At 46.0% G+C, this 22,336-nt stretch carries 19 protein-coding genes; 14 read left to right on the forward strand and 5 right to left on the reverse strand.

Annotated features, from left to right (window positions below; all coding sequences use genetic code 11):
- From DKW60_RS19565 to DKW60_RS19575, 3 genes are all read left to right on the forward strand, one after another.
- Window positions 1–1,413: NACHT domain-containing protein (locus DKW60_RS19565; protein ID WP_109839361.1), on the forward strand; the 1,413-nt coding region annotated here is incomplete at its 5' end.
- Window positions 1,350–1,664: a hypothetical protein gene (locus DKW60_RS24740; RefSeq protein WP_425451369.1), complete on the forward strand. Its 315-nt coding sequence runs from the start codon at window positions 1,350–1,352 to the stop codon at window positions 1,662–1,664. The genes DKW60_RS19565 and DKW60_RS24740, both read left to right, overlap by 64 nt.
- Window positions 1,665–1,758: 94 nt before the next feature.
- Window positions 1,759–2,067, forward strand: coding sequence for a type II toxin-antitoxin system TacA family antitoxin (locus DKW60_RS19575; RefSeq protein WP_109839363.1), 309 nt, complete (start codon window positions 1,759–1,761; stop codon window positions 2,065–2,067).
- Window positions 2,068–2,227: 160 nt separating this feature from the next.
- Here the strand turns inward: DKW60_RS19575 and DKW60_RS19580 are convergent, their stop codons facing one another.
- Window positions 2,228–3,568 carry an ATP-binding protein gene (locus DKW60_RS19580; protein ID WP_109839364.1) on the reverse strand — a complete coding sequence of 447 codons (1,341 nt, stop codon included), beginning with the start codon at window positions 3,566–3,568 and terminating at the stop codon, window positions 2,228–2,230.
- A gap of 100 nt (window positions 3,569–3,668) precedes the next feature.
- Entirely contained in the window at window positions 3,669–5,570 is a 1,902-nt protein-coding gene (locus tag DKW60_RS19585) for a RecQ family ATP-dependent DNA helicase (protein WP_109839365.1), read from the reverse strand.
- Between the two features lie 151 nt (window positions 5,571–5,721).
- Between DKW60_RS19585 and DKW60_RS19590 the strand changes: the two genes are divergently transcribed.
- The 7 genes from DKW60_RS19590 (at window position 5,722) to DKW60_RS19620 (ending at window position 15,111) form a co-directional block, all read left to right on the forward strand.
- On the forward strand, window positions 5,722–6,729 hold the full coding sequence (locus DKW60_RS19590) for a 2-hydroxyacid dehydrogenase (protein WP_109839366.1): 1,008 nt from the start codon (window positions 5,722–5,724) through the stop codon (window positions 6,727–6,729).
- Complete coding sequence (locus DKW60_RS19595) at window positions 6,690–7,604, forward strand: endo alpha-1,4 polygalactosaminidase (protein WP_219988845.1); 915 nt, start codon at window positions 6,690–6,692, stop codon at window positions 7,602–7,604. Before DKW60_RS19590 ends, DKW60_RS19595 begins: the two co-directional genes overlap by 40 nt.
- A gap of 317 nt (window positions 7,605–7,921) precedes the next feature.
- Window positions 7,922–10,372: a nitrite reductase large subunit NirB gene (gene nirB / locus DKW60_RS19600; RefSeq protein WP_109839368.1), complete on the forward strand. Its 2,451-nt coding sequence runs from the start codon at window positions 7,922–7,924 to the stop codon at window positions 10,370–10,372.
- Window positions 10,369–10,704, forward strand: a complete 336-nt coding sequence (gene nirD, locus DKW60_RS19605; RefSeq protein WP_109839369.1) for a nitrite reductase small subunit NirD — start codon at window positions 10,369–10,371, stop codon at window positions 10,702–10,704. The genes nirB and nirD overlap by 4 nt, the downstream gene beginning before the upstream one ends.
- A 48-nt stretch (window positions 10,705–10,752) precedes the next feature.
- Window positions 10,753–13,449 (forward strand): nitrate reductase, encoded by a 2,697-nt coding sequence (locus DKW60_RS19610; RefSeq protein WP_109839370.1) that lies wholly within the window; start codon window positions 10,753–10,755, stop codon window positions 13,447–13,449.
- Between the two features lie 180 nt (window positions 13,450–13,629).
- The gene (locus DKW60_RS19615) at window positions 13,630–14,253 is read left to right on the forward strand and encodes a DUF4360 domain-containing protein (RefSeq protein WP_109839371.1); all 624 of its coding nucleotides are present in this window, start codon (window positions 13,630–13,632) and stop codon (window positions 14,251–14,253) included.
- A 234-nt stretch (window positions 14,254–14,487) separates the two neighbouring features.
- A complete protein-coding gene (locus DKW60_RS19620) occupies window positions 14,488–15,111 on the forward strand; it encodes a DUF4360 domain-containing protein (protein ID WP_109839372.1) in 624 nt (207 codons plus the stop codon).
- Window positions 15,112–15,252: 141 nt separating this feature from the next.
- On the opposite strand, the gene DKW60_RS19625 is transcribed toward DKW60_RS19620, so the two are convergent.
- The 3 genes from DKW60_RS19625 to DKW60_RS19635 form a co-directional block, all read right to left on the reverse strand.
- A complete protein-coding gene (locus DKW60_RS19625) occupies window positions 15,253–15,810 on the reverse strand; it encodes a DUF1285 domain-containing protein (protein WP_109839373.1) in 558 nt (185 codons plus the stop codon).
- Between the two features lie 89 nt (window positions 15,811–15,899).
- Window positions 15,900–16,382, reverse strand: coding sequence for a DUF4388 domain-containing protein (locus DKW60_RS19630; protein ID WP_109839374.1), 483 nt, complete (start codon window positions 16,380–16,382; stop codon window positions 15,900–15,902).
- Window positions 16,383–16,470: 88 nt separating this feature from the next.
- Window positions 16,471–17,013, reverse strand: coding sequence for a LysR substrate-binding domain-containing protein (locus DKW60_RS19635; RefSeq protein ID WP_109839375.1), 543 nt, complete (start codon window positions 17,011–17,013; stop codon window positions 16,471–16,473).
- A 188-nt stretch (window positions 17,014–17,201) separates the two neighbouring features.
- Between DKW60_RS19635 and dddP the strand changes: the two genes are divergently transcribed.
- The 4 genes from dddP (at window position 17,202) to DKW60_RS19655 (ending at window position 22,318) form a co-directional block, all read left to right on the forward strand.
- Window positions 17,202–18,518: a dimethylsulfonioproprionate lyase DddP gene (dddP, locus tag DKW60_RS19640; protein ID WP_109839376.1), complete on the forward strand. Its 1,317-nt coding sequence runs from the start codon at window positions 17,202–17,204 to the stop codon at window positions 18,516–18,518.
- Window positions 18,519–18,610: 92 nt separating this feature from the next.
- On the forward strand, window positions 18,611–19,801 hold the full coding sequence (locus DKW60_RS19645; RefSeq protein WP_109839377.1) for a mandelate racemase/muconate lactonizing enzyme family protein: 1,191 nt from the start codon (window positions 18,611–18,613) through the stop codon (window positions 19,799–19,801).
- Entirely contained in the window at window positions 19,801–21,498 is a 1,698-nt protein-coding gene (locus tag DKW60_RS19650; protein ID WP_109839378.1) for a GMC family oxidoreductase, read from the forward strand. The genes DKW60_RS19645 and DKW60_RS19650 overlap by 1 nt, the downstream gene beginning before the upstream one ends.
- A 169-nt stretch (window positions 21,499–21,667) precedes the next feature.
- Window positions 21,668–22,318 carry a hypothetical protein gene (locus DKW60_RS19655; protein ID WP_109839379.1) on the forward strand — a complete coding sequence of 217 codons (651 nt, stop codon included), beginning with the start codon at window positions 21,668–21,670 and terminating at the stop codon, window positions 22,316–22,318.
- Window positions 22,319–22,336: the final 18 nt, after the last annotated feature.

Here is a 22,336-nt window from a genome sequence, read left to right on the forward strand (position 1 = left end):
AAAAATGATGCACTACTAGCACCTGTTGAGCAAGTACGCACAGTTATTAATCCTGAAAAAATATGTGACTTGTACGAGGTTTATGTTCCCAGCGCCGCTGTTTTTCGTGGAGTGGACTCAGTTGATAATGTAGACTTTTTTGGTAAAAAGAAGGTTCTGATCGAAGCGGTCGCAGGTTCTGGAAAGTCTCTTTTGATGAGGCACCTTTGCATGAAAGAGCGAGATCGTGAGCAGTATATTCCTCTTTTTATTGAGTTTAGGAACTTGGATTCGAAGAGTGGTTTAGATGAAGCAATATTGGCTCACCTTGACGAGCTCGGCATAGAAGCTGATCCCGAGATATTCGCTGTACTAATGAAAAGTAATAGACTTGTACTGCTGCTCGACGGGTTTGATGAAATCAAATCCTCAGAAAGAAGCAGAATGGCAAGGGAGCTAGAGAGCTTAGCTAGAGCTTATCCTGATACCACAGTGGTTGTATCTTCGAGGCCAAACTCTGGGCTAGGAGGGTCAGTTTATTTTCATACTTTTCCAATACTTCCATTATCTGAGGAGACAAAGAAGGAGTTCATAATTAAGCTGACGGAAAACAAGCAGGATCGTGAAATGATTCTGGATGTGATCTTTTGTAGCGATATTCTACCTGAGGTCACTGCTACACCGTTGATGTTGACTCTGTTCGTCATTACCTTTAAGGCACGTCAATTTAAGCCTGATACCGTTGCAGAGTTTTATTCTTTAATTTTTCCGACGATGCTCTATCGGCATGACAGGATGAAGGTTGGCTTTAAGCGAGATCGTGAATCAGGATTGTCAGACTTTATAATCCAAAAGTTGTTTGAAACATTTTGTTTCCTGACCCAAAAAATAGATGTTTTACGGTCTGATAGGTACAAACTGCTAGGTGTGATTGAGGAAGCCGTTAAGTTTGAAGGAATAACGAGTGTAGTGCCCGAGTCACTATTATCGGATTATCTTAAAATTACGGGACTTCTTGTATCTGATGGTTTTGAATCATATAGCTTTTCTCATAAATCGATACAAGAGTTCTTTTCAGCATCCTTTGTTTCTCGTCTGCCTGAGGATTCGAAGAAGGTTTATTATGAGTCATTGATAGGAAATGACGAAAAGTTTGCCAAATGGAGGAATACCCTATTTTTTCTGTCCACTATCGATCAGACCTCGTATTTGAGATTTTACCTCCTACCCACTAAAAAGCGTCTTCTGGGGCTTACTGAAGGGGAGGTCGCCGATGTTGGTTATGCGGATATGGTAGCTGTAATTGGACAAGATACTAGGGTAAAAGCCACAGAGGAGGGTGAGTTTCTTGGCATATACTGGGATGATAGGTGGCTACTTCTGATTTCGTTAAATTTAGTGGGGCTGTTAAGGCAAATATTGAAGCTTTTTTGAGAGCAAACAATAAGGCAATAGCGGATTATTTGGGATTCTGTCCTATTTCGGAATATGAAAACTACAGAATTTCCGATTCCACCTTTGTTTTTAATCTGAGGGGGTTCATCGAAGCTGAAAAGCTAGGGACGCAGGTTCTTCGGGAGGTAAACAAGTCGATTTTTGATGAAAATATCGTAGCTGAAGTGCTGCAGTTAGAGAAGAGGGTAAATGAGTCTCTCAAGTTAGGCCTTTCTTTAGTATCTGTGTAAGCTAATTGAGTTAACCCTTAACTCTTGTTTAGACAAGCCTACAAGCGAGAGTGGGAAGCCATGTTGTTATGTGAATTATTAAAGGGCTGACATTATGAACACTATTTCTTTGGAGCGCATTGAAATTCAAATTCCTAGTGATGTGAAGCAAGTGTTGTCAAAAGCTGCGGAAATTAATGGAAGCACATTAAGTGCATTCTTGATGAGTGCTGCGGTGGAAAAGGCGCGAGATGTATTACAGGCACATCAACACTTTGAGCTAAGTGAGACTGAATGGCAGTTCTTTATGAGTGTTCTAGAGACTCCCCCTGAGCCAAATAATTATTTGAAAGCGGCATGGGATGATTCTGATGAAGAATATACACTGGTGGAAGTGACGGAGCAGAAACATTCGATCTACTAGCAGAGCTTCAGGCAGGTGTAGGTAAATTAGATAGTGGCCTACACAAAGAAGCTATTCCAGAGTTTTGGGATAAAATAAAAATTCAGTCATTTCATAGAGCTGTAAAACTCAGCAGCTACAAAAGGGTTCTAGTAGTTGGAGGGGTATTTATAGTTACTGGTTATTTAACAAACCACTCCAAATAATCCTCAAGCCTGCCAGCCAAAAAATAAGGTAGATTCAGCAGCTTATAAGCCTTCCCTTCCAGCGTTGTCACATCCTCAACACTCAATTTCCCAGCATACAAACGCACTGCATAGCCATGTTCAACCTGATCCATAAATAAATGCAGGGAACGCAATCGTCCGGTTGCGCCAGACTTTACTTCAATAGGGATAATTTTATTCCCATGAGCCAGCACAAAATCCACCTCGGCATTTGATTGAGCCTTTTTACGTACCCAAAAATGCGGTGTAAATTGCATAGAGTCATGGCTGGCAAGTAGCTCCTGACCAACCAAGTGCTCGATAATTCTGCCACCATACAGAGCGTTCAAATCAGTACTTCCAAACACCTCCGTTTGTATGCCTGAAAAGAAGTTAACTAAGCCTGTGTCTAATAGTTGCAGCTTGGGTGATTTTTTAAAGTTTGGGATCAGTGGTAATTGCATTGAAGTGGTCGGGTAAACACGGCGTAACAATAGTGCTTTTTCCAGTATCGCTATGGCTTCAGAAATCTCTTTAGAACCATAATTGGACTGCCCGAAGCCTGCCATTTTGATGCGACTGCCTGCTTCGTGAAAGGCGCTTTGTATGACGTGCCGAATGACTTCTGCTTTTGAATCTTTGTCAGCGTATTTTTCTACATCGTCGAGGTAGGCGGTGATCAGGCTTTCGTAGATGGTCTTTAGTTGCGCCAGATTTTTGGATTCAGCATAACGCTGAACAATTTCCGGCATGCCTCCGATAAGTGTGTAACGATGGAATAGTTTGAGTAGTTTGTCGTGGGCAAAGTCAGGCAGAGGAGTGCGGTGTAGCGTTGCTACAGCCTGAGTTTCACCCGTTGCACCCAGAAATTCCTCGAAAGTCAGCGGATGCATCCGTAAATATTCAACACGCCCAACCGGAAAGCTGATGTGTCTACCCAGCAAGCTCTCCAGAAGTGAGCCTGCCGCAATGACATAGAGGTGAGCTAACTCTTCGAAAAAGTATCGTAAGCTAGCGACTGCTTCTGGTGAGCTTTGAATTTCATCAATGAAGAGCAGCGTCCGGTTTTTCTGTGGGTCTTTGTTTTTGACAAAGCAAATGGCTTCGAATAGCTCAGAGACTGCGTAACCCTGTTCGAATAATTGGCGATCTTCTTTGAGTTCCAGGTTGAGGTAGATGTACTGGTCGAAGTCTTCAGCCAGCATTGAGACGGCAGTAGTTTTGCCCACTTGCCTTGCGCCACGTAGTATTAGCGGCTTGCGGTAGGGTCTTTCAGACCACTCTGTCAGTCCGTTTAGTATGTATCTCTGGAACATTATTTCCTAAAGTAAGGGTTGTTTGTAATATAAAATAACACAAAGTAAGGGTTAATAAGTAAGTATATAGATACAGACTAAGGGTATTATTGTGAAGTAATTACCCCTCCAACCAAGCCAACACATCCGAAAACCGATACTTCTCCAGCAAAGCAAAGCCCGATACTTGACGCACTTTCAAGCGTGTAAAAATGGGTGTCGTCAACCCACAGAAAAATCGAGCCCTTAACAGCGTGCTGTCATTAACGCCTAATTTTTCGGATATCTCAGCACTCAATTCATCCGCATTATACTGCGACAAAGGTTTTAAACTTGCCACCACAGGCATCTGTGCCGGATGTCCTGAACACACAGAGCAATGCCCACAAGGGCCTTGTAAATTAGCATCTGAAAAATACTGCGCTAACTGTAAACTCAAACACTCAGTGCTCCCAAAGAACTCCAACAAATGGTGAATACGCTTGATTTCACTCTCTTCTTTTTGCACAAATCGTTGCACCAATTCATCATGCAGATGTGCGTTTATTTGTGTTTTATCGACCTTATAAACTTGGGTCATTTGCTTTGTTTGTAACTCAATCAAACCTTGCTGATCCAAGTAATCAACCGCAGTGACCACCCGTCCTCGTTCACTCTGATAGGTCTGCTGCATTTTCTCAAAGTTTAAAGTTGACCATGTCCGGGCTTTGCTGGATGTGTCAAATATCGCTTGCACAAACTGCGCACGCTCGCCTTTAAAGCGAGCTACCACTTCACTTTCTGGCACTAAAAACTTGTATTTATATTCTGCGTAATAGCTATAAGCGGGTCGAATCACTCGCTCTAGCTCCAAGTAAACGAGTAATGTTTTTAACGCTAATAAACGGATATTGGATTGGCTCGACAGGCTGTTCATTAGAACCTCCCAATCACCTGCCGACTGGCTTATTTCATTAATAATAAAATCAATGGCGGAACCTTCTGGTGTATCCGCATAAACAAAGTTCTCTAGTACATTCAGGTTGTTGTGATTAGCAAGCACAAGGCAGTTAGATGCTTTACCATCCCGACCTGCACGGCCAATTTCCTGCGCATAGTTTTCAATAGATTTAGGGAGGTCGTAATGCACGACAAAACGAATATCACTTTTATCAATGCCCATACCAAAGGCAATTGTTGCTACAATTAAAGGCAGCTGTCCGCTCATGAATTGCTGTTGAATGTCTTGTCGTAATTCGTTGCCTAAACCGGCGTGGTAAGCCGTCGCAGGGATGCCTTGCTGGGTTAATGCATCTGCGACTTGTTCTGCCGTGTGTTGCAAGGTCACATAGATAATGCCGGATTCCTGCTGACGATCAGTTAACCACGGTACTAATATTGATAGTTTCTCAGTTTCATTTACACCCACTACCGATAAATTTAGGTTGCTGCGGTAGGAGCCAGTTAAGGCAATATTGTTGAGGTCTATACGGAACTTCGCGGCCATATCCTCAATGACTTTTTGCGTCGCGGTTGCGGTCAATAACAGTACTTGCTCAATCGCAAATTCTTCACGGTAACTGGCGAGTTTTAGATAGTCAGGGCGGAAATTATGCCCCCATTCACTAATGCAATGTGCTTCATCCACCACGAGCAGTGAAATGGGTACTTTCTTCAAAAAGGTTCTGAATCGCTCGTTATTCAAACGTTCTACAGAGATAAATAATATCTTAATCTCGCCAGCAGCCACTTGTTTGTAGACCTGCGCCGCTTCAGCATGACTTTGCATCGATTGAATACTCGACGCGGCAATACCTTTGCTTTGTAGAAAGTCGAGCTGGTCTTGTATCAATGCTAATAAAGGAGACACCACTAAAGTGAGGTTTGGGAGCTGTAGGGCGGGCAGTTGATAACAAAGTGATTTACCTGAGCCGGTAGGGAAAATAGCCGCTGCGCTATGGCCATCAACTAAGGCTTGGATGACTTGCTCTTGACCCGGCCTGAACTCATTAAAGCCAAAGTATTGTTGTAATAGTGCGTGCATGTGGTGGCCTGAATAAACGATTAAAGGGTATTTATAGCATAGTGCTTACAGTAGGTTGGATAGTAGGGGTGTGAAAGGTGTCATCAAAGCAAATAAAAACTATGCTATGTTGAGTTGCACCACCTGAAATCACTAAGCGAAGCATATAATCATGAAAATAGCCGTATTCAGTACCAAAGCTTATGACCGCCGTTTTCTCGATGAAGAGAACGAAAAACATAATCACGAAATAGACTATTTCGAAGCGCACATGAGAGTGGCTTCTGCGCCGCTGGCCAAAGGCTATGACGCGGTTTGTGTGTTTGTAAACGATACGTTGGATGAGTCGACGCTAGAAATCCTAAAGCAGGGTGGTACAAGTGTCATTGCTTTACGTTGTGCCGGTTTTAATAATGTAGATTTACAGGCAGCCCAACGTTTGGGGATGTTGGTGGTCCGAGTGCCTGCTTACTCGCCTTATGCGGTTGCTGAGCATACGGTAGCATTGATGTTGGCGATGAACCGCAAAATCCATCGTGCTCACAACCGTGTGCATGACGGAAATTTTGCGCTTGATGGATTACTTGGTTTTGACTTACATGGTAAGACCGTAGGCGTGGTCGGTACCGGTAAGATCGGTGAGGTGTTTATCAGAATCATGAAAGGCTTTGGCTGCCATGTGCATGCATACGATATTGCTGTAAACCCAGCATGTGAAGCAGTTGGAGCGAAGTACGTTGATTTACCGACACTGTTTGAAACATCAGATATCATTAGCCTACATTGTCCTCTCAATCCAGACACTCACCATATGATCGACGAAGTAGCTATTGAGCGAATGAAAAAAGGCGTCATGATCATCAATACCAGCCGTGGCGGCTTGATTGATGCTGCGGAGCTGATTGCAGGTCTTAAGACAGGCAAGATTGGTAACGTTGGATTGGATGTTTATGAGGAAGAAGCCGATTTGTTCTTTGAGGACCTCTCCGGAAAAGTCATTCAGGATGATGTATTCGCAAGATTGTTGTCATTCCCGAATGTGATTATCACGGGTCATCAGGCTTTCTTTACCTCGAATGCACTACAAAATATTTCAGATACGACACTGACGAATATCAGTTTGGTAGAGGCAGGTAAGCCATGCCCGAACCTTGTGGTACCGGAGGCTTTAAAGGCTTAAACAGCGGTGGAGCTTCTTATCCGCTTGCAGCGAGATTTCTAATGAAAAAACGAATGACGCGATCGTTTTGGCAGATCATTTTAGTCTCAATCATGGCGCTGTCAGCCTGCGTTTCAGGAAATGATATTGAGCCTGTCACCGACGGTGATTGGTATCGTCCCGCGGTTGGTGCAACCTGGCAATGGCAGTTATCCGGAAAGGTCAATCAGCAGTATCAGGTTGATATCTATGATATTGACCTGTTTGATAGCTCTGCAGACTTAATCTACGACATTCAATCAAGCGGTAGCAAGGTGATTTGTTATTTCTCCGCGGGTTCTTATGAGGGTTGGCGAGATGACGCGAAGGATTTTAAAGCGGCGGAACTGGGTAATGCACTGGACGGTTATGAGAATGAGCGTTGGTTAGATATTCGCTCAAGTAATGTGTTGTCGATTATGACTCGAAGAATGGATCTGGCTGTTGAAAAGGGCTGTGATGGCGTCGAGCCGGATAATATGGATGGCTATACCAATAATCCTGGTTTCAAACTAAGCGCGAAAGATCAGTTGGCCTTTAACCGAAACATTGCCAATGCCGCACATGCCAGAGGTTTGTCTGTAGGCTTAAAAAACGACTTGGATCAGGTGTCAGACTTGATCGACTATTATGACTTCGCAGTGAATGAACAGTGCTTTGAATATGAGGAGTGCGACACCCTGACGCCTTTTATCAAAGCCGGAAAAGCGGTGTTTCATACCGAGTACAAAGAAGAGTATCTTCAGAATGAGGGTAACAAAAAGGCCATTTGCGATCAGGCAAGAGCACTTTCCTTCAGTACCTTACTGCTTCCAGTGGAGTTAGATGACTCATTTCGGTTCAGTTGTTCGCCGTGAAGCATTATTTTAATCGTTTTGCACCAATGTGGAGCGGTGCGTACCAGGCCGGTCACTTATCAGCCAACTAGAAAATACTGCCCGATTTTCTATATGACTGTTTTTAAAAAGGGAATTTAAATTATCGCCTGATTTTGTTTTTCTTGGCACTGTAATTGCTTGGTTAACTCTATAGACCTTGCAGTCATCAACGGCGATGACAAAGCAAACCACAATTGGCGTGTCGCCACGCATACATAAATTCGGGTAACGAAGCCCTGAGCCTATCGGTTAGACAACCGTGTGTCTCAGGGCTTTTTGTTTTTTAGGAGAGCGTAATGCTTAAACAAAATTTAGTCTTGATCGGAAACGGCATGGCCGGCGTGCGAACACTGGAAGAATTGCTAAAGCTGGATTCCGACCTGTACAACATCACAGTATTTGGTGAAGAACCTTATGGTAACTACAATCGCATCATGTTGTCGCCAGTGCTGGCCAGTGAAAAGACCATCGATGAGATCATGCTGAATGATGAGCAGTGGTATATCGATAACAACATCACATTGCACAAAGGCAAAAAGGTCACAGAAATCCAGCGTGGTCGCCAGCAGGTCGTGACTGATGACGGTATTACCGTACCGTATGATCGTTTGATTATTGCGACAGGTTCTACACCGTTTATGTTGCCACTACCGGGTGCAGATAAAGAAGGCGTGATTGGCTTCCGTGATATCAAAGACGTCAACACCATGATGAGCGCCACTGAGAACTATAAGAAGGCCGTTGTGATTGGTGGTGGTTTGTTAGGACTGGAAGCTGCAAATGGTTTGATGAAGCAAGGCATGGATGTCACGGTTGTGCATCTGGGTGGCTCACTGATGGATCGTCAATTAGATGAGCCTGCCAGTGAAATGCTACGTCAATCGCTGGAAGAGCGCGGCATGAAGTTCTTAATGAAACACAGCAGTTCTGAAGTACTGGGTGATGAGCGTGTAACTGGTCTGCGCTTTAATGATGGCACAGAAGTTGAAGCTGATCTGTTAGTCATGGCGGTGGGCATCAAGCCAAACTTTGCGTTGGCTAAGTCTGCTGGCCTGTACTGCGAGCGCGGTATTGTGGTGAATGACACCATGCAATCCTACGATCCAAAAATCTATGCAGTAGGTGAGTGTGTACAGCATCGCGGCATCGCTTACGGACTGGTTGCACCATTATGGGATCAGGCTAAGGTTTGCGCGAATCACTTGGCGAATTTCGGTATCGCTCGTTATGAAGGTACTGTGACATCAACCAAGTTAAAAGTGACCGGTATCGAGCTATTTTCAGCAGGTGATTTTATCGGTAATGAGAATACTGAAGAAATCGTTTTCAAAGATGCTGCGACAGGTACTTATAAGAAGATTGTTCTGGAAGATGACAAAATCAAAGGTGCTGTAATGTACGGCGACACCGTTGATGGTAGTTGGTATTTCCAGATGATGAAGGATGGCACGGATGTGTCGGCATTCCGCGATACTTTGTTATTCGGTCAGGCTCACTTGGGCGACTCTGGTCATAATCCGGAAACGCGGGTAGCTGGTCTACCGGATGATGCTGAGATCTGTGGCTGTAATGGTGTGTGCAAAGGCGACATTGTGAATGCCATTAATGAGCACAAAATCTTCACCTTGGATGAAGTACGTGCGCATACCAAAGCCTCTGCTTCTTGTGGCTCTTGTACAGGACTGGTTGAGTCATTGCTTTCTCACACAGTGGGTGGCGATTATTCTGCCACGCCAAGCACTAAACCTGTGTGTGGTTGCACCGATGCGACGCATGATGAAGTGCGCGAAGGCATTATCAATATGCAGCTGACCACCATGAAAGCAGTACGCGAAGAATTCCAATGGCGTAACGCGGATGGTTGTGCCAGCTGTCGTCCGGCACTGAACTACTATTTACTGTGTGCATTCCCTGAAACTTACGTCGATGATCCTCAGTCACGCTTCATCAATGAGCGTGCTCACGGAAATATCCAGAAAGATGGTACTTACTCGGTTGTGCCTCGTATGTTCGGTGGTCTGTGTACGGCACAACAACTACGCGACATCGCGGATATTGCGGATAAATACAAGGTTCCTGAAATGAAGGTTACAGGTGGTCAGCGTATCGATATGTTCGGTATCAAGAAAGAAGATTTACCGCCGATGTGGAATGACTTAAGTAATGCTGGTTTTGTTTCCGGACATGCTTATGCAAAAGGTCTGCGCACGGTGAAAACTTGTGTGGGTGAGAAGTGGTGCCGTTTTGGTACGCAGAACTCCACCGGTTTGGGGGTCAAGCTGGAAGAGCTGACCTGGGGTTCATGGATGCCGCATAAATTTAAGATCGCGGTATCAGGTTGCCCACGTAACTGTGCGGAAGCCACTATCAAAGATTTCGGTGTGGTCTGTGTGGATTCTGGCTATGAATTACACGTTGCCGGTAATGGCGGGATCAAAGTACGTGTGACAGACCTGTTATGTAAGGTGCAAACGGAAGAGGACGTGCTCGAATACTGTGCGGCGTTCACTCAGTTCTATCGTGAAGATGCACACTATCTGGAGCGAACTGCACCTTGGATTGAGCGTGTGGGTTTGGCCAAAGTACAAAAAGCACTGGAAGAACCAGAGCAGCGTAAGGCCTTGGCAGAGCGCTTTGCGATATCGCAGAAGAAAGCCCAGATAGACCCGTGGAAAGAGCGTGCACAAGGCACAGAAGCACTTGAGTTTGCACCGATTAAAGTGAGCGCATTAGGAGAGTTAGTATGAGTCAGTGGATAGAGATTGTAGCGCTGGAAAACATCCCGGTGTTAGGTTCACGCGTGGTAAGTGTCGACTCTGGCACAGACATTGCGTTGTTTAGATCAACGGATGATGCTGTTTTTGCAATACGTGATGCTTGCCCTCATAAGCAAGGTCCACTGTCGCAAGGCATTATGCATGGCACGTCAGTGACTTGTCCGTTGCACAATTGGAAAATCGACCTTGCCAGTGGTTCTGCCTTTGCCCCCGATGAAGGCTGCACCAATGTGTTTCCGGTCAAAGTTGAGCAGGGCAAAGTGCTGCTTCAGCTAGAACCGGCTACAGAGAAGGTTGCGTGACACAGATCGCGCCGCCCATTGTGTAATGTAATCGCTGAGTAATGCCTGATGTCTGAAGCAAGTGTAAGTCCAGTACGCACAACCTGTCCTTATTGTGGGGTGGGGTGTGGCGTGAATGTACAACCCGAAACGGATGGATCGTTTACGGTAAAGCCGGATAAATTGCATCCGGCTAACCAGGGAAGATTGTGTTCTAAAGGCATGGCGCTGGCAGAAACACTGGATCATCCGATGCGTTTGCTACATCCCGAGATTGCCGGTAGGGCGGTGTCTTGGGATGAGGCAAGCACTGAGGTGGCACAAAAGCTGAAAGACATCACGGCCAAACATGGGCCGGATTCGGTGGCATTTTATGTATCAGGTCAGCTACTGACTGAAGACTATTATGTTGCCAATAAGCTGATGAAGGGATTCATTGGTTCGGCCAACATCGACACCAACTCGCGGCTGTGCATGTCATCAGCTGTTGTCGCGCACAAGCGGGCATTTGGTGAAGATTTGGTGCCGTGTAGCTATGAAGACCTCGAACAGTGCGAATTAATTGTATTGGTCGGGACGAATACCGCATGGTGCCATCCGGTGTTATATCAGCGGATGGTAAAAGCTAAGAAAGACAATCCATCGTTAAAGGTGGTGTTGATTGATCCGCGACGCACCCAGACAGCGGACTTAGCTGATCTGCACTTGGCCGTAAAGCCGGGTTCAGATGCATATTTGTACAATGGTTTGCTGGCGTATCTGGCAGACAATGGGCATACAGCGGCTGCTTTTGTCGCGCAACACACCGAAAATTCGGAAGGCGCAATCGAACAGGCAAAAATAAGCGCGAATGATGTTGTGGCAGTCGCTGAGCAATGCGGCTTATCGGTTGAGGCAGTGAGTGCCTTTTTCACTCTCTTTGCCTCGACCGAGAAAGTCGTTTCGGTCTTTTCCCAGGGCGTAAATCAATCCTCCAGCGGTGCAGACAAAGGCAATGCATTGATCAATTGCCACCTACTGACGGGCAGAATTGGTAAACCTGGGATGGGACCGTTTTCATTCACCGGACAGCCTAATGCCATGGGTGGACGGGAAGTGGGTGGTCTGGCGAATCAGCTGGCCGCACATATGGACATTGAAAATCCTGAGCACCGTGAGTTAGTGCAGGAATTTTGGCAATCCCCGAGAATTCCTCAGCAACAAGGTTTAAAAGCGGTTGATCTGTTTGAAGCCATTCATGAAGGCAAGGTCAAAGCCGTGTGGATTATGGCTACCAATCCAGCCGTGAGTCTGCCGGATACCAACCGCGTTCGTGAAGCCTTAGAAAAATGTGAGTGTGTCATTGTATCGGATTGCATCGCCAATACGGATACCATGAAATACGCTGATATTCGTTTACCTGCACTGACTTGGGGCGAGCGTAACGGTACGGTGACGAATAGTGATCGCACGATTTCAAGACAGCGTCCTTTTGTGCCAGCACAGGGCGAATCAAAAGCCGATTGGCAGATAGTCACGGAAGTTGCTCATAAAATGGGTTATGCCAAAGACTTCCCGTATCAGACATCACTAGATGTGTTTAAAGAGCATGCCACGCTCAGTGGATATAAGAATGACGGGCAACGTTGTTTTGATATTTCTGTGTTGTCTGGTTTGTCGCGCGAAGCCTTCGACGCATTACAGCCGATGCAATGGCCTTTGAAAGCAGCGGATGCCTCGGCGATTGAAACAAGTGATGGTAGTCCGGAGGATTATATGGAAACCACACGTTTGTTTGAAGATGGATTGTTTTTCACACCTAGCCGCAAAGCGCGCTTTATTAGTGTGACGCCAACGCTGCCACAATCCGAAGCGAGTCACGAATACCCATTAGTTATGAATACGGGGCGTGTGAGAGATCATTGGCACACGCTTACCCGTACCGGTATTTCCTCGCGTCTATCACTGCATGTGAGTGAACCTACAGTGGAGATTAGTCCGCAGGATGCCAGTAGCCGGGGTTTGAAGGATGGTGATTTACTGCGGGTGCATAACCAACTCGGTGAATTACGTCTGCCTGCAAAAATCGATCAAGGTTTACAACAGGGCAATGTCTTTGTCCCGATGCACTGGAATCAGCAGTTTGGCCACTCTGCCACGGTAGGTAATGTGATTCCATCTGCGGTTGATCCATTCTCAGGTCAGCCTGAATCAAAACATGCTGTGGTTGAAATTGAACCGCTGAATACTATTTGGCATGGTTTTATTATTTCACGACGTCAGCTCACGCTGTCTAATACTAGCTACTGGCACTGTCAGAAAGTGGATGATGCTTGGTATTACGCCTTAGCAGGCGATCAGTTACCGGAAGATTGGGCGGGTATGAGTCGTAAGGTCTTATGTGGCGAAGGTAAAGCCAATTGGGTTGAATACTTTGATTCTGCCCGTCAGACGTATCGTGGTGCGCGCTTTATTGGTGAATCCTTAGAAAGCTGTGTGTTTGTTGGGCCATCTGCAGCACAACTACCGGAGACGACCTGGCTGAAGCAATTATTCACGCAAGATCAGCTGACGAAGTCAGATCGCCAGAGCTTATTGTCGGGTAAGCCCGCTGTGGTAGTCGAGGATACCGGTAAGGTTGTGTGCTCCTGCTTCAATATCGGCGAAAAAACGATTCAGCAGGCTGTCCAGACTAACGGTTTGACTACTATTGAAGCAATCGGCAAGTGTTTGAAAGCAGGGACAAATTGCGGTTCCTGCATACCGGAGTTAAAAGCCTATCTGTAAAATTTCCTGATAAATTCTAAATATTGATAAATTTTTCTGAGCCTTTTTTATTTCTGTTTGCGCTTTACAAGACAAGAGCGGCAATAACAGATTAATTAAGTCACTCAAAAAAGGTTTATTAAAAAATACGATTTAATTTTAAATCACATTTATATTATTTAGGATACTGGGAGTTTTATTATGGCTAAGCAAATTAAAACAATTCTTGCTACTTCTGCATTATTAATCGGTGCTTCACAAGCTGCAGTAGCTGGTCCAAACTTATCAGGTGTTACAGTTGAAAAAGTAGGTTATGCAGGTAACGGTTGCCCGGCAGGTTCCGCTTCAGTAGTACTGGCTTCAGATAAGAAAAGTGTTTCAGTATTGTTTGATGAGTATATCGCTGAAGCAGGTGGCCACGGTCAACGTACTTTTGATCGTAAGAAGTGTGATATCGCTTTCGGTTTAAAAATTCCTTCAGGTATCAGCGTATCTTTCATTGATGCAGACTACCGCGGATTCAACGACTTACCACGCGGTGCACGAGCCAGCTTTAAACGTGATTACTTCTTCGCAGGGACTCGCGGTGCAAGCTTGACTAAGAACTGGAGAGGTTCACGTAGTGACGACTTCCACATTAAAGATCGCATGGGTGTGTTTGCTAACGTATGGTCAGCTTGTGGTGCCGATGTCATCCTTCGCTCTAAGACATCAGCAACAGTACGTACACGCCGCGGTAATGAAGCACTGATGATGGTTGACTCAGCTGACTTGTCAGCAAAGACAGTTTACAAGTACAACTTCCGTTACAGAACATGTCGTTAATTCGATAACAAGATACATTAACAGGGGTCTTGTTGGCCGCAGCTATTGGGAAATAGCTGCGGCTTTTTTAGTTTTTATTATTAATAAATAAATATAAAAATAATTTAAATTAAATGAGCCTTTTATTTAATAGTTTACGCTTTAATAAATAAGAGCAGCAATTATTTAAATGGATTACTTAATAATTTATTGGCTCCTCAACTTCATTCAAATCGGGTAATAGAGGCACACATCATGTTAAAGCAAACTAAAACAGTATTAGCAACTTCAGCTCTTTTAATGGCAGCTTCACAAGCAGCAGTCGCAGGTCCAAACCTTAGTGGTATTCAGATCGAAAAAGTGGGTTATGCCGGGAACGGTTGTCCAGCAGGGTCAGCATCTGTTGTACTGGCATCTGACAAGAAAAGCGTATCAGTATTATTTGATGAGTATATCGCAGAAGCAGGTGGCCACGGCCAACGTACCTTTGACCGTAAAAAATGTGATATCGCATTCGGTCTGAGAGTTCCTGCAGGTATCAGTGTATCATTCGTTGATGCTGACTACCGTGGCTTTAACGACCTGCCACGTGGCGCACGGGCTAGTTTTAAGCGTGATTACTTCTTTGCAGGCACACGTGGGGCAAGTTTAACTAAGAACTGGTATGGCTCGCGTAGTAATGACTTCCACATTAAAGATCGCATGGGTGTATTTGCGAATGTTTGGTCAGCCTGTGGTGCAGATGTCATTTTACGTTCTAAGACTTCAGCGACAGTAAGAACACGTCGCGGTAACGAAGCTCTGATGATGGTTGATTCAGCGGACCTGACAGCAAAGACCGTATATAAGTATAACTTCCGTTACAGAACATGTCGTTAATCTAACAATAGATTAGGGGTGGGCACAGGAAAGGCTTTCTTCGGAAAGCCTTTTTCTATGGTTGGAGGTGAAGATACTTTCAGATCCGTTGAAGTGCAGCGTCATTCCAAATTGATAAATCAGAAAGACTAGTCCGTTTGCTTAACTAAAACGAAGTGGGTGATTAATGCCATTACTTAGGATATTTAACACATCTCCATCCGGTGTCGTCTCATGTACACCAAGCGCTACCAACTCCGTAAATACACTACGACTTAATCGCCCTTGCATGCCGTAACGCACTTCAACCAAAGGGATTTCCTGATCAGCAATCAATGTATTATTAAGCGTTAAAGGGTGATCCGCACCCAAGATAATAGTGTCACCATAACTGCTGGTAAAGGCAATTTCTTGCTCTGCTGTACCTTGCTGGCTGACAGTCATTTGAGTGATTAAAAAAGGTGTAGTTTCAACCGTGATTTTTAACTGCTCGGCAGGCGTTTTTAAATAATGCTCGCCGTTTTCCATCCACAATACGCTGGAAAATAAATTAACCAACTTCTCGCGTTTGATTTCCCCACCTTCATGTATCCAGCTACAGTCGTGCTTGATGACGATATCAATATCATCTTTGCGATCAGGGTTCCAAAGATGCACCGGTGGATGCCCGGTTTCTGTGATTTTATCCAGTTCTTCAGCTAATGCAGTCAGGTCGCTCATGGGAATAACTCAGTTAAGGGTGTATTGCACAATATCAGAGCATGCGGTTTCAGCATAGGGCGATGTCTGTATAGTAATTGGTCGCATCCTTAGTCGTTTACTATCTGTCCGCGATACATACGAGGTGGCTTTTTCACTGCATTTTTTGTGTCAGGCTTCGGTCTCTCGGTAAGAATCTCCTGTCCCCGATACGTTTTTTTCAGATAAGTCGGCTCTTCAGGTGCAGGTTTTTTTTCGACAGAGGGCTCGTCTGTTGCTGCAGTTTGTGGAAATGTAAGACCGAGTTGGTGTACGACATCTTGGTGGTTGACTTTGTCAGACTCTCTGAATAAGGAGTTATTATTTTCAGAAAATGCTGCTCGTCCTCGGAGTCCGGCTTGAATTGCTTGTATTGCCTCTGATCCATGAAAACGCTTATAACAACAATGAGTGATTTCACCATCCTTAATCGCAAAGCGACAGGAAGTATTGTCCTCAGTGGCGATAAAGAAAGTTCCGGAGTGTTTAGCCGCCAAAGGAACACTTAATTCATGTAGTAGTTGGGCAAGGTCGGCGTAAGCGTTTGATTTCATTACATACCTACTCAATGATTTTATTGTCGGGGTTTTCTAAGTGTAGTAAATGTAAATGCAATATCTACGCCAATTTTATTTGATGGCTCTATTCGTGATGCAAAGTCCGCAGACTAGAGAGTGGCGCGAGTGCTTCATATAAAGCTAAAGCCATACCTTTTACATAGGGACGTCTGGCCCAGTCATCGCGCGCAAATAAGGATAAATTGACATAAACCGGCGGTGAGAATGCTCTGACTTCGACCTTATCGTCGGGCGATAATACTAAGGGGTCAACCAGTGCCACACCAGCGCCTGCTTCCACCATAATGACCATGGTGCGCTGTGTGCCTGCTTCCAAAGTGCCCCAGCCATGACTATTGGACGCGGCGATTCCGCTGGCTTCCAGTGCTGAGCGCAATGGGCTGCCTTCGGTGAGACGAATTTGCCGATAAGCTTGCAGGTCATTTTCAGTCACAATATCTTGTTTTGCCAAAGCACAATCCGGTGGAATCACACACACAACCCGCAATGCTATCGTGGCAAATGTACTAATACCAGGCTCTGTGATGGTGCCGATGGCAGCAGCGATATCCAGATCACCCTGTACTAAATGTTCAATCAGTTCCTGTTTCGGTGATTGACTGGGCATCTGCCAGAGTAACCAAAATGCGTAATTTGTGAATATCGATGGGATTCATAGGTGAGAGGACTGCTAATGAGGTCTGGCTAATTTATCACTTTTCATATGATAAAAATATTACTCGCTAAGCCCATAGAAAAGTTGTCATTTATATATCGGTGAAATAGTTACAATCAAAAAAAAAGGAGGTCTCCATTATGCAAAGCTCTAACCGCAAGATAGATCCGAGTCGACGCCGCGCACTTAAAGCGGATGGTTCTCCGGATGATAATGATCGGGTTGAAATTGGCCCGACAAAATTGGCGTTTGATGAATGGGAAGCGTTGGGGCTAACCACGCCGAATCTTGCCCGAATGCGTGAATTTCGATTGCAGCGAATTGTTGATCAACTACAAAAGCGCGACCTTGCGGGTGTTTTATTGTTTGATCCGCTGAATATTCGCTACGCCACCGACTCCACCAATATGCAGGTGTGGATTATGCATAATCACGCACGCGCTTGTTTTGTAACCGCGTCTGGCTATATGGTTCTGTGGGATTTTCATGGCGGCGATCATCTGTCCGCCCACCTGCCCTTGGTCAAAGAGCTGCGCCACGGTGCATCCTTCTTTTATTTTGAAACCGGCGACTTAACCAATCAGCATGCCGCGCGTTTTGCCGGAGAGATCGAATCGCTATTGGCAGAACATTGCGGCACTAACAAACGCATCGCGGTGGATAAAATCGAGATAGCCGGTTTACGTGAATTAGATAAATTGGGCATTGACGTTGGTGATGGTCAGGCGGTGATGGAGCACGCCCGCGTGATTAAAGGTGATGACGAGATCAATGCCATGCGCTGCTCGATTGCCTCCACGGAAATTGCCATGCGCCTGATGCAGGACGCCTCGGTGGAAGGCGCGAGTGAAAACGATATCTGGTCAGTATTACATGCAGAAAATATTCGTCGGGGTGGCGAGTGGATTGAATGTCGCATTATGTCTACCGGTCCCAGAACGAATCCCTGGTTTCAGGAAAGTGGCCCGCGTATTGTCAGTAATGGTGAGCTATTAGCATTGGATACCGATTTGATAGGGCCATACGGAATCTGTGCTGACTTATCCAGAACCTGGGTCATTGGGGATGTCGAACCCACCGCAGAGCAGCGACGTTTATACCGGATTGCCTACGATCATATTATGTACAATATTGACATGCTCAAGCCGGGTATGCGCTTTCGTGAAGTCTCTGAAAAAGGGTTACGTCTGCCTGAAGAGTTCCGTCCGCAACGCTATGGGGTGATGATGCACGGCGTTGGTTTGTGTGATGAATACCCATCGATTCGCTATCCTGAGGACGTAGAAGATTATGGTTATGACGGTGTGCTGGAGCCGGGTGTCGCATTATGTGTGGAAGCTTATATCGGTGCTGTTGGCGGACATGAAGGGGTGAAACTGGAAGATCAGGTGATCATTACGGAGGATGGTTTTGAAAACTTAACCCGCTATCCTTTTGAAGAAAAACTGCTGGCTTGAGTTACGACTTATCGATATCAATCGATTCCACGCTATGACATTATGCCGCTTCAATGCACCAATTTCAGAGACAAATACTCAGAGGAATTATCATGCGCCTGACTGATATTGAAACATTTGTTGTGGGTAATCCGCCACCTCACTTTGGAGGACGTTATTTCGTATTTGTGAAGATAACGACCGATACCGGTGTGAGTGGCGTTGGTGAGGCGTATTGCCTGCCGTTTCATCCGGATGTTGTGGTGAAAATGATTGAGGACGTGTTTGAGCGCTGCGTGGCCGGACATGATCCGCATCATATCGAAGCGATGTGGCGACGCGTCTATTCCAGCGGATTTACCCAGAACCCTGACTTATCGTTGATGGGCGTGTTGAGTGCCTTAGAAATGGCTAGTTGGGATATCGTCGGTAAAGAAGCGAATCAACCGGTTTATAATCTACTTGGCGGTAAAGTTCACGAAAAGCTGCGATCTTATACCTATATCTACCCAAAAGAGGGCGATAAGACAGATGTCTATGCTGATCCGGTACTGGCTGCTGAGCGCGCGCTGGAGTATGTGGAGCAGGGTTTCACTGCTATAAAATTTGATCCTGCCGGGCCTTACACAGCTTTTGATGGCCGTCAGTTGTCGCTGGAAGCACTGGATCGTAGTGAACGATTCGCCAAACTAATTCGTGAAGCCGTGGGCACTAAAGCGGATCTGTTATTTGGTACACATGGCCAAATGACCGCCGCCGGTGCAATCCGTTTAGCCAAGCGTTTAGAGCCTTATGACCCCCTATGGTTTGAAGAGCCAATCCCACCAGACAGTCCGGATGAGATGGCGAAGGTTGCTCATGCCACCAGTATTCCGGTGGCGACGGGAGAGCGTTTGGCAACCAAATATGACTTTGGACGATTACTAAAAGCCGGCGGCGCATCGATTCTGCAAATGAATCTGGGGCGTGTCGGTGGCTTGCTGGAAGCGAAGAAAATTGCAGGTATGGCTGAGGTCTACCACACGCAGATTGCACCGCATTTATACTGCGGGCCAATCGTCGGTGCGGCCAATATTCAACTCAGTACCTGTACGCCTAATTTCCTGATTTTGGAAAGTATTGAACAGTGGAAAGGCTTCCATTCCGACATTCTGAAAAAGCCGATTCAGTGGCAGGATGGTTATGTGATTCCACCTACTGAACCAGGTTTGGGTGTGGAGTTGAATGAAGCGGTATTGCGCGCGCATCCTTACACGGGCAAAGCACTGCACTTGGAAATGGTCGAAACGCCGGTTTATGAATAATGGATGAGTATGATTACATTATCGTTGGTGCCGGATCAGCCGGTTGTGTACTGGCAAATCGACTGACCGCCAGCGGCAAACATCGCGTGCTGTTGCTCGAAGCGGGTGGCTCTGACCGGAATATATGGGTGCAAATGCCGCTGGGTTACGGACGCACCTTTTTTGATCCTGCAGTGAACTGGATGTATAACACAGAGGACGATCCGGGCCTCAACGGGCGTAGTGCTTACTGGCCGCGCGGTAAAGTATTGGGCGGCTCCAGCTCAATTAACGCCATGGTGTATATCCGTGGTTTAGCCTCAGATTTCGACAGCTGGAAAGGTGAGGGAAATAACGGCTGGGGCTGGAATGATGTGCTGCCATATTTCAGGCGCTCGGAAGATCACGAATGGGGTGAGAGTGATTATCATGGAGCGGGCGGTGAGCTGCATGTGACAGATATCCGTCAGCATGTTCATCCACTGTGCCATGACTTTTTACAAGGGGCTGAGGCTTGTGGCTATCCGCAAACGGATGACTTTAATGGCCCGCAAATGGAAGGCGTTGGTACCTTTCATATCAACACCCGAAAAGGCTGGCGCGCCTCAAGCTCTAATGCCTTTCTAAGACCTGCAATGAAGCGCAATAATCTCACCGTCATCACACATGCACAGGCTAGTCGGGTGCTGTTTGATAGTGATGCTTTGGTGACAGAAGTGGGTGCTGAATCGACTGCTGGCGCTAATCCGTTTCAAATTGATGGTGCTAACTCAGCACAGAAAACACCGCGAGCTACTGGTGTTGAATACATTAAAAATAAACAGACCCATCGGGTAATCGCGAAAAAAGAAGTGATTTTATCCGGAGGTGCCATCAATTCGCCGCAATTGTTGCAGTTGTCAGGTATAGGTGATCCGGCGTTATTGGCACGCTTTGATATTCCACTGGTGTCTGCGAACTCGTCGGTGGGGCGGCATATACAGGATCATCTGGCGATGACGCATTACTACAAAAGCCGCAAACCGACACTCAATAATGAGTTATATCCGGTGCTGGGAAAACTCAAAGCAGGCATTCAATATGTGCTGGGTCGCAAAGGTTTATTGTCTCTGAGTGTCAATCAGGCAGGTGGATTTATTCGTTCAAACCCTGAGGAGTCGCAGCCGAATTTACAGCTATATTTTAATCCGCTGACCTACACACTCAAACCTGGCGACAGTAAATTGATGAATCCAGACCCCTATGCGGCGTTCTCCATGTCATTTAATGCCTGTCGCCCTGAAAGTCGTGGGCATTTGGAAATTCGTTCTGCTGATCCCATGGATAAACCTTCGATTCATCCGAATTATCTGGATACGGATAAAGATATTCAGGAAGCGATTGAGGGCTGCAGAATATTGCGTGATTTAGCGGCTAGTGCGCCTATGGCTAAGTTGATCGAATCCGAAACGCTACCCGGAGCTGAGGTACAAACGGACGAGGCTTTACTGGCTGACTTTCGGGAGCGGGCAGGAACGATTTACCACGCGGTGGGTACATGTCGCATGGGGCAGAATAGCGCTGACTCGGTTGTGGATGAGCGCTTGCGCGTGCATGGGGTGAGTGGCCTGCGAGTGATTGATGCATCAGTGTTCCCATCCATTACATCAGGTAATACCAATGCGCCTTCTATTATGGTGGGGGAGAAGGGGGCCGATTTGGTGTTGGAGGATGCTTAAATTGTGCGTACCAGCAGCTTTAGAAGCTAAGTAACATCACTGAGTTAAAGGTGGCTAAAATTGGCCTTGTCGGGAGAGCCGAGGTCGGCTATTGTCTGCGGCCATTTTTAGTAAATCGATGTGAAGTAAAACAATAAGAACTACAACCTGCCGCAGAAAGGAAGCCGTTATGTTATCGAATAAAAAACCTTCATCTACCGCTAATAATCAACAAGAGCAACACAGCGATGAGCAGTCAGCGCCAGTTGAACTTAAACGTACAAAGCCAACGGCGGCCAGAAAAGCGCAAACGCAACAAGCGGATAACCTGAAGGCTATTAAAGGAGTGAGCGCGGCGGTAGAAAAGTTGTTAAATGAAGTGGGCATCATTCATTACCGTCAGATTGGGCGTTTTACTGAGGCTAATATCAACTGGGTCAATCATTACCTCGGCTACTCAAGCCGCGTGCAACACGAAAACTGGGTTGAGCAAGCCAAACAGCTTGCCAAGGAGCAAGAGGTTAAAAATTTGGGCGGTGAAGTGTCTGATGATATGAAGCCTAATTTGCTGAGTGGGCCTGATGGTGAAGCGGATGACTTCAAACGCATCAAAGGAATTGGGCTGGTGCTTGAGCAAGCATTGCACGAGTTAGGTATTTATCATTATTACCAGCTGGCGACACTGACGTTTAATAATGTTCGATGGCTTGAGCACCAAATCGGCTTTCCCGGCAGAGTGCAGCGTGAAGACTGGATTGCGCAGGCGCGTGATCTTGCAAGGGGGAATGTGACGGAATATGCCAGTCGGTTTGATAAGGGGAAGACGCCTTATGGTGGTTGATTGATATAAGGAGCCTTC

It is taken from the genome of Leucothrix pacifica (assembly GCF_003172875.1).
Taxonomy (GTDB): Bacteria; Pseudomonadota; Gammaproteobacteria; order Thiotrichales; family Thiotrichaceae; genus Leucothrix; species Leucothrix pacifica.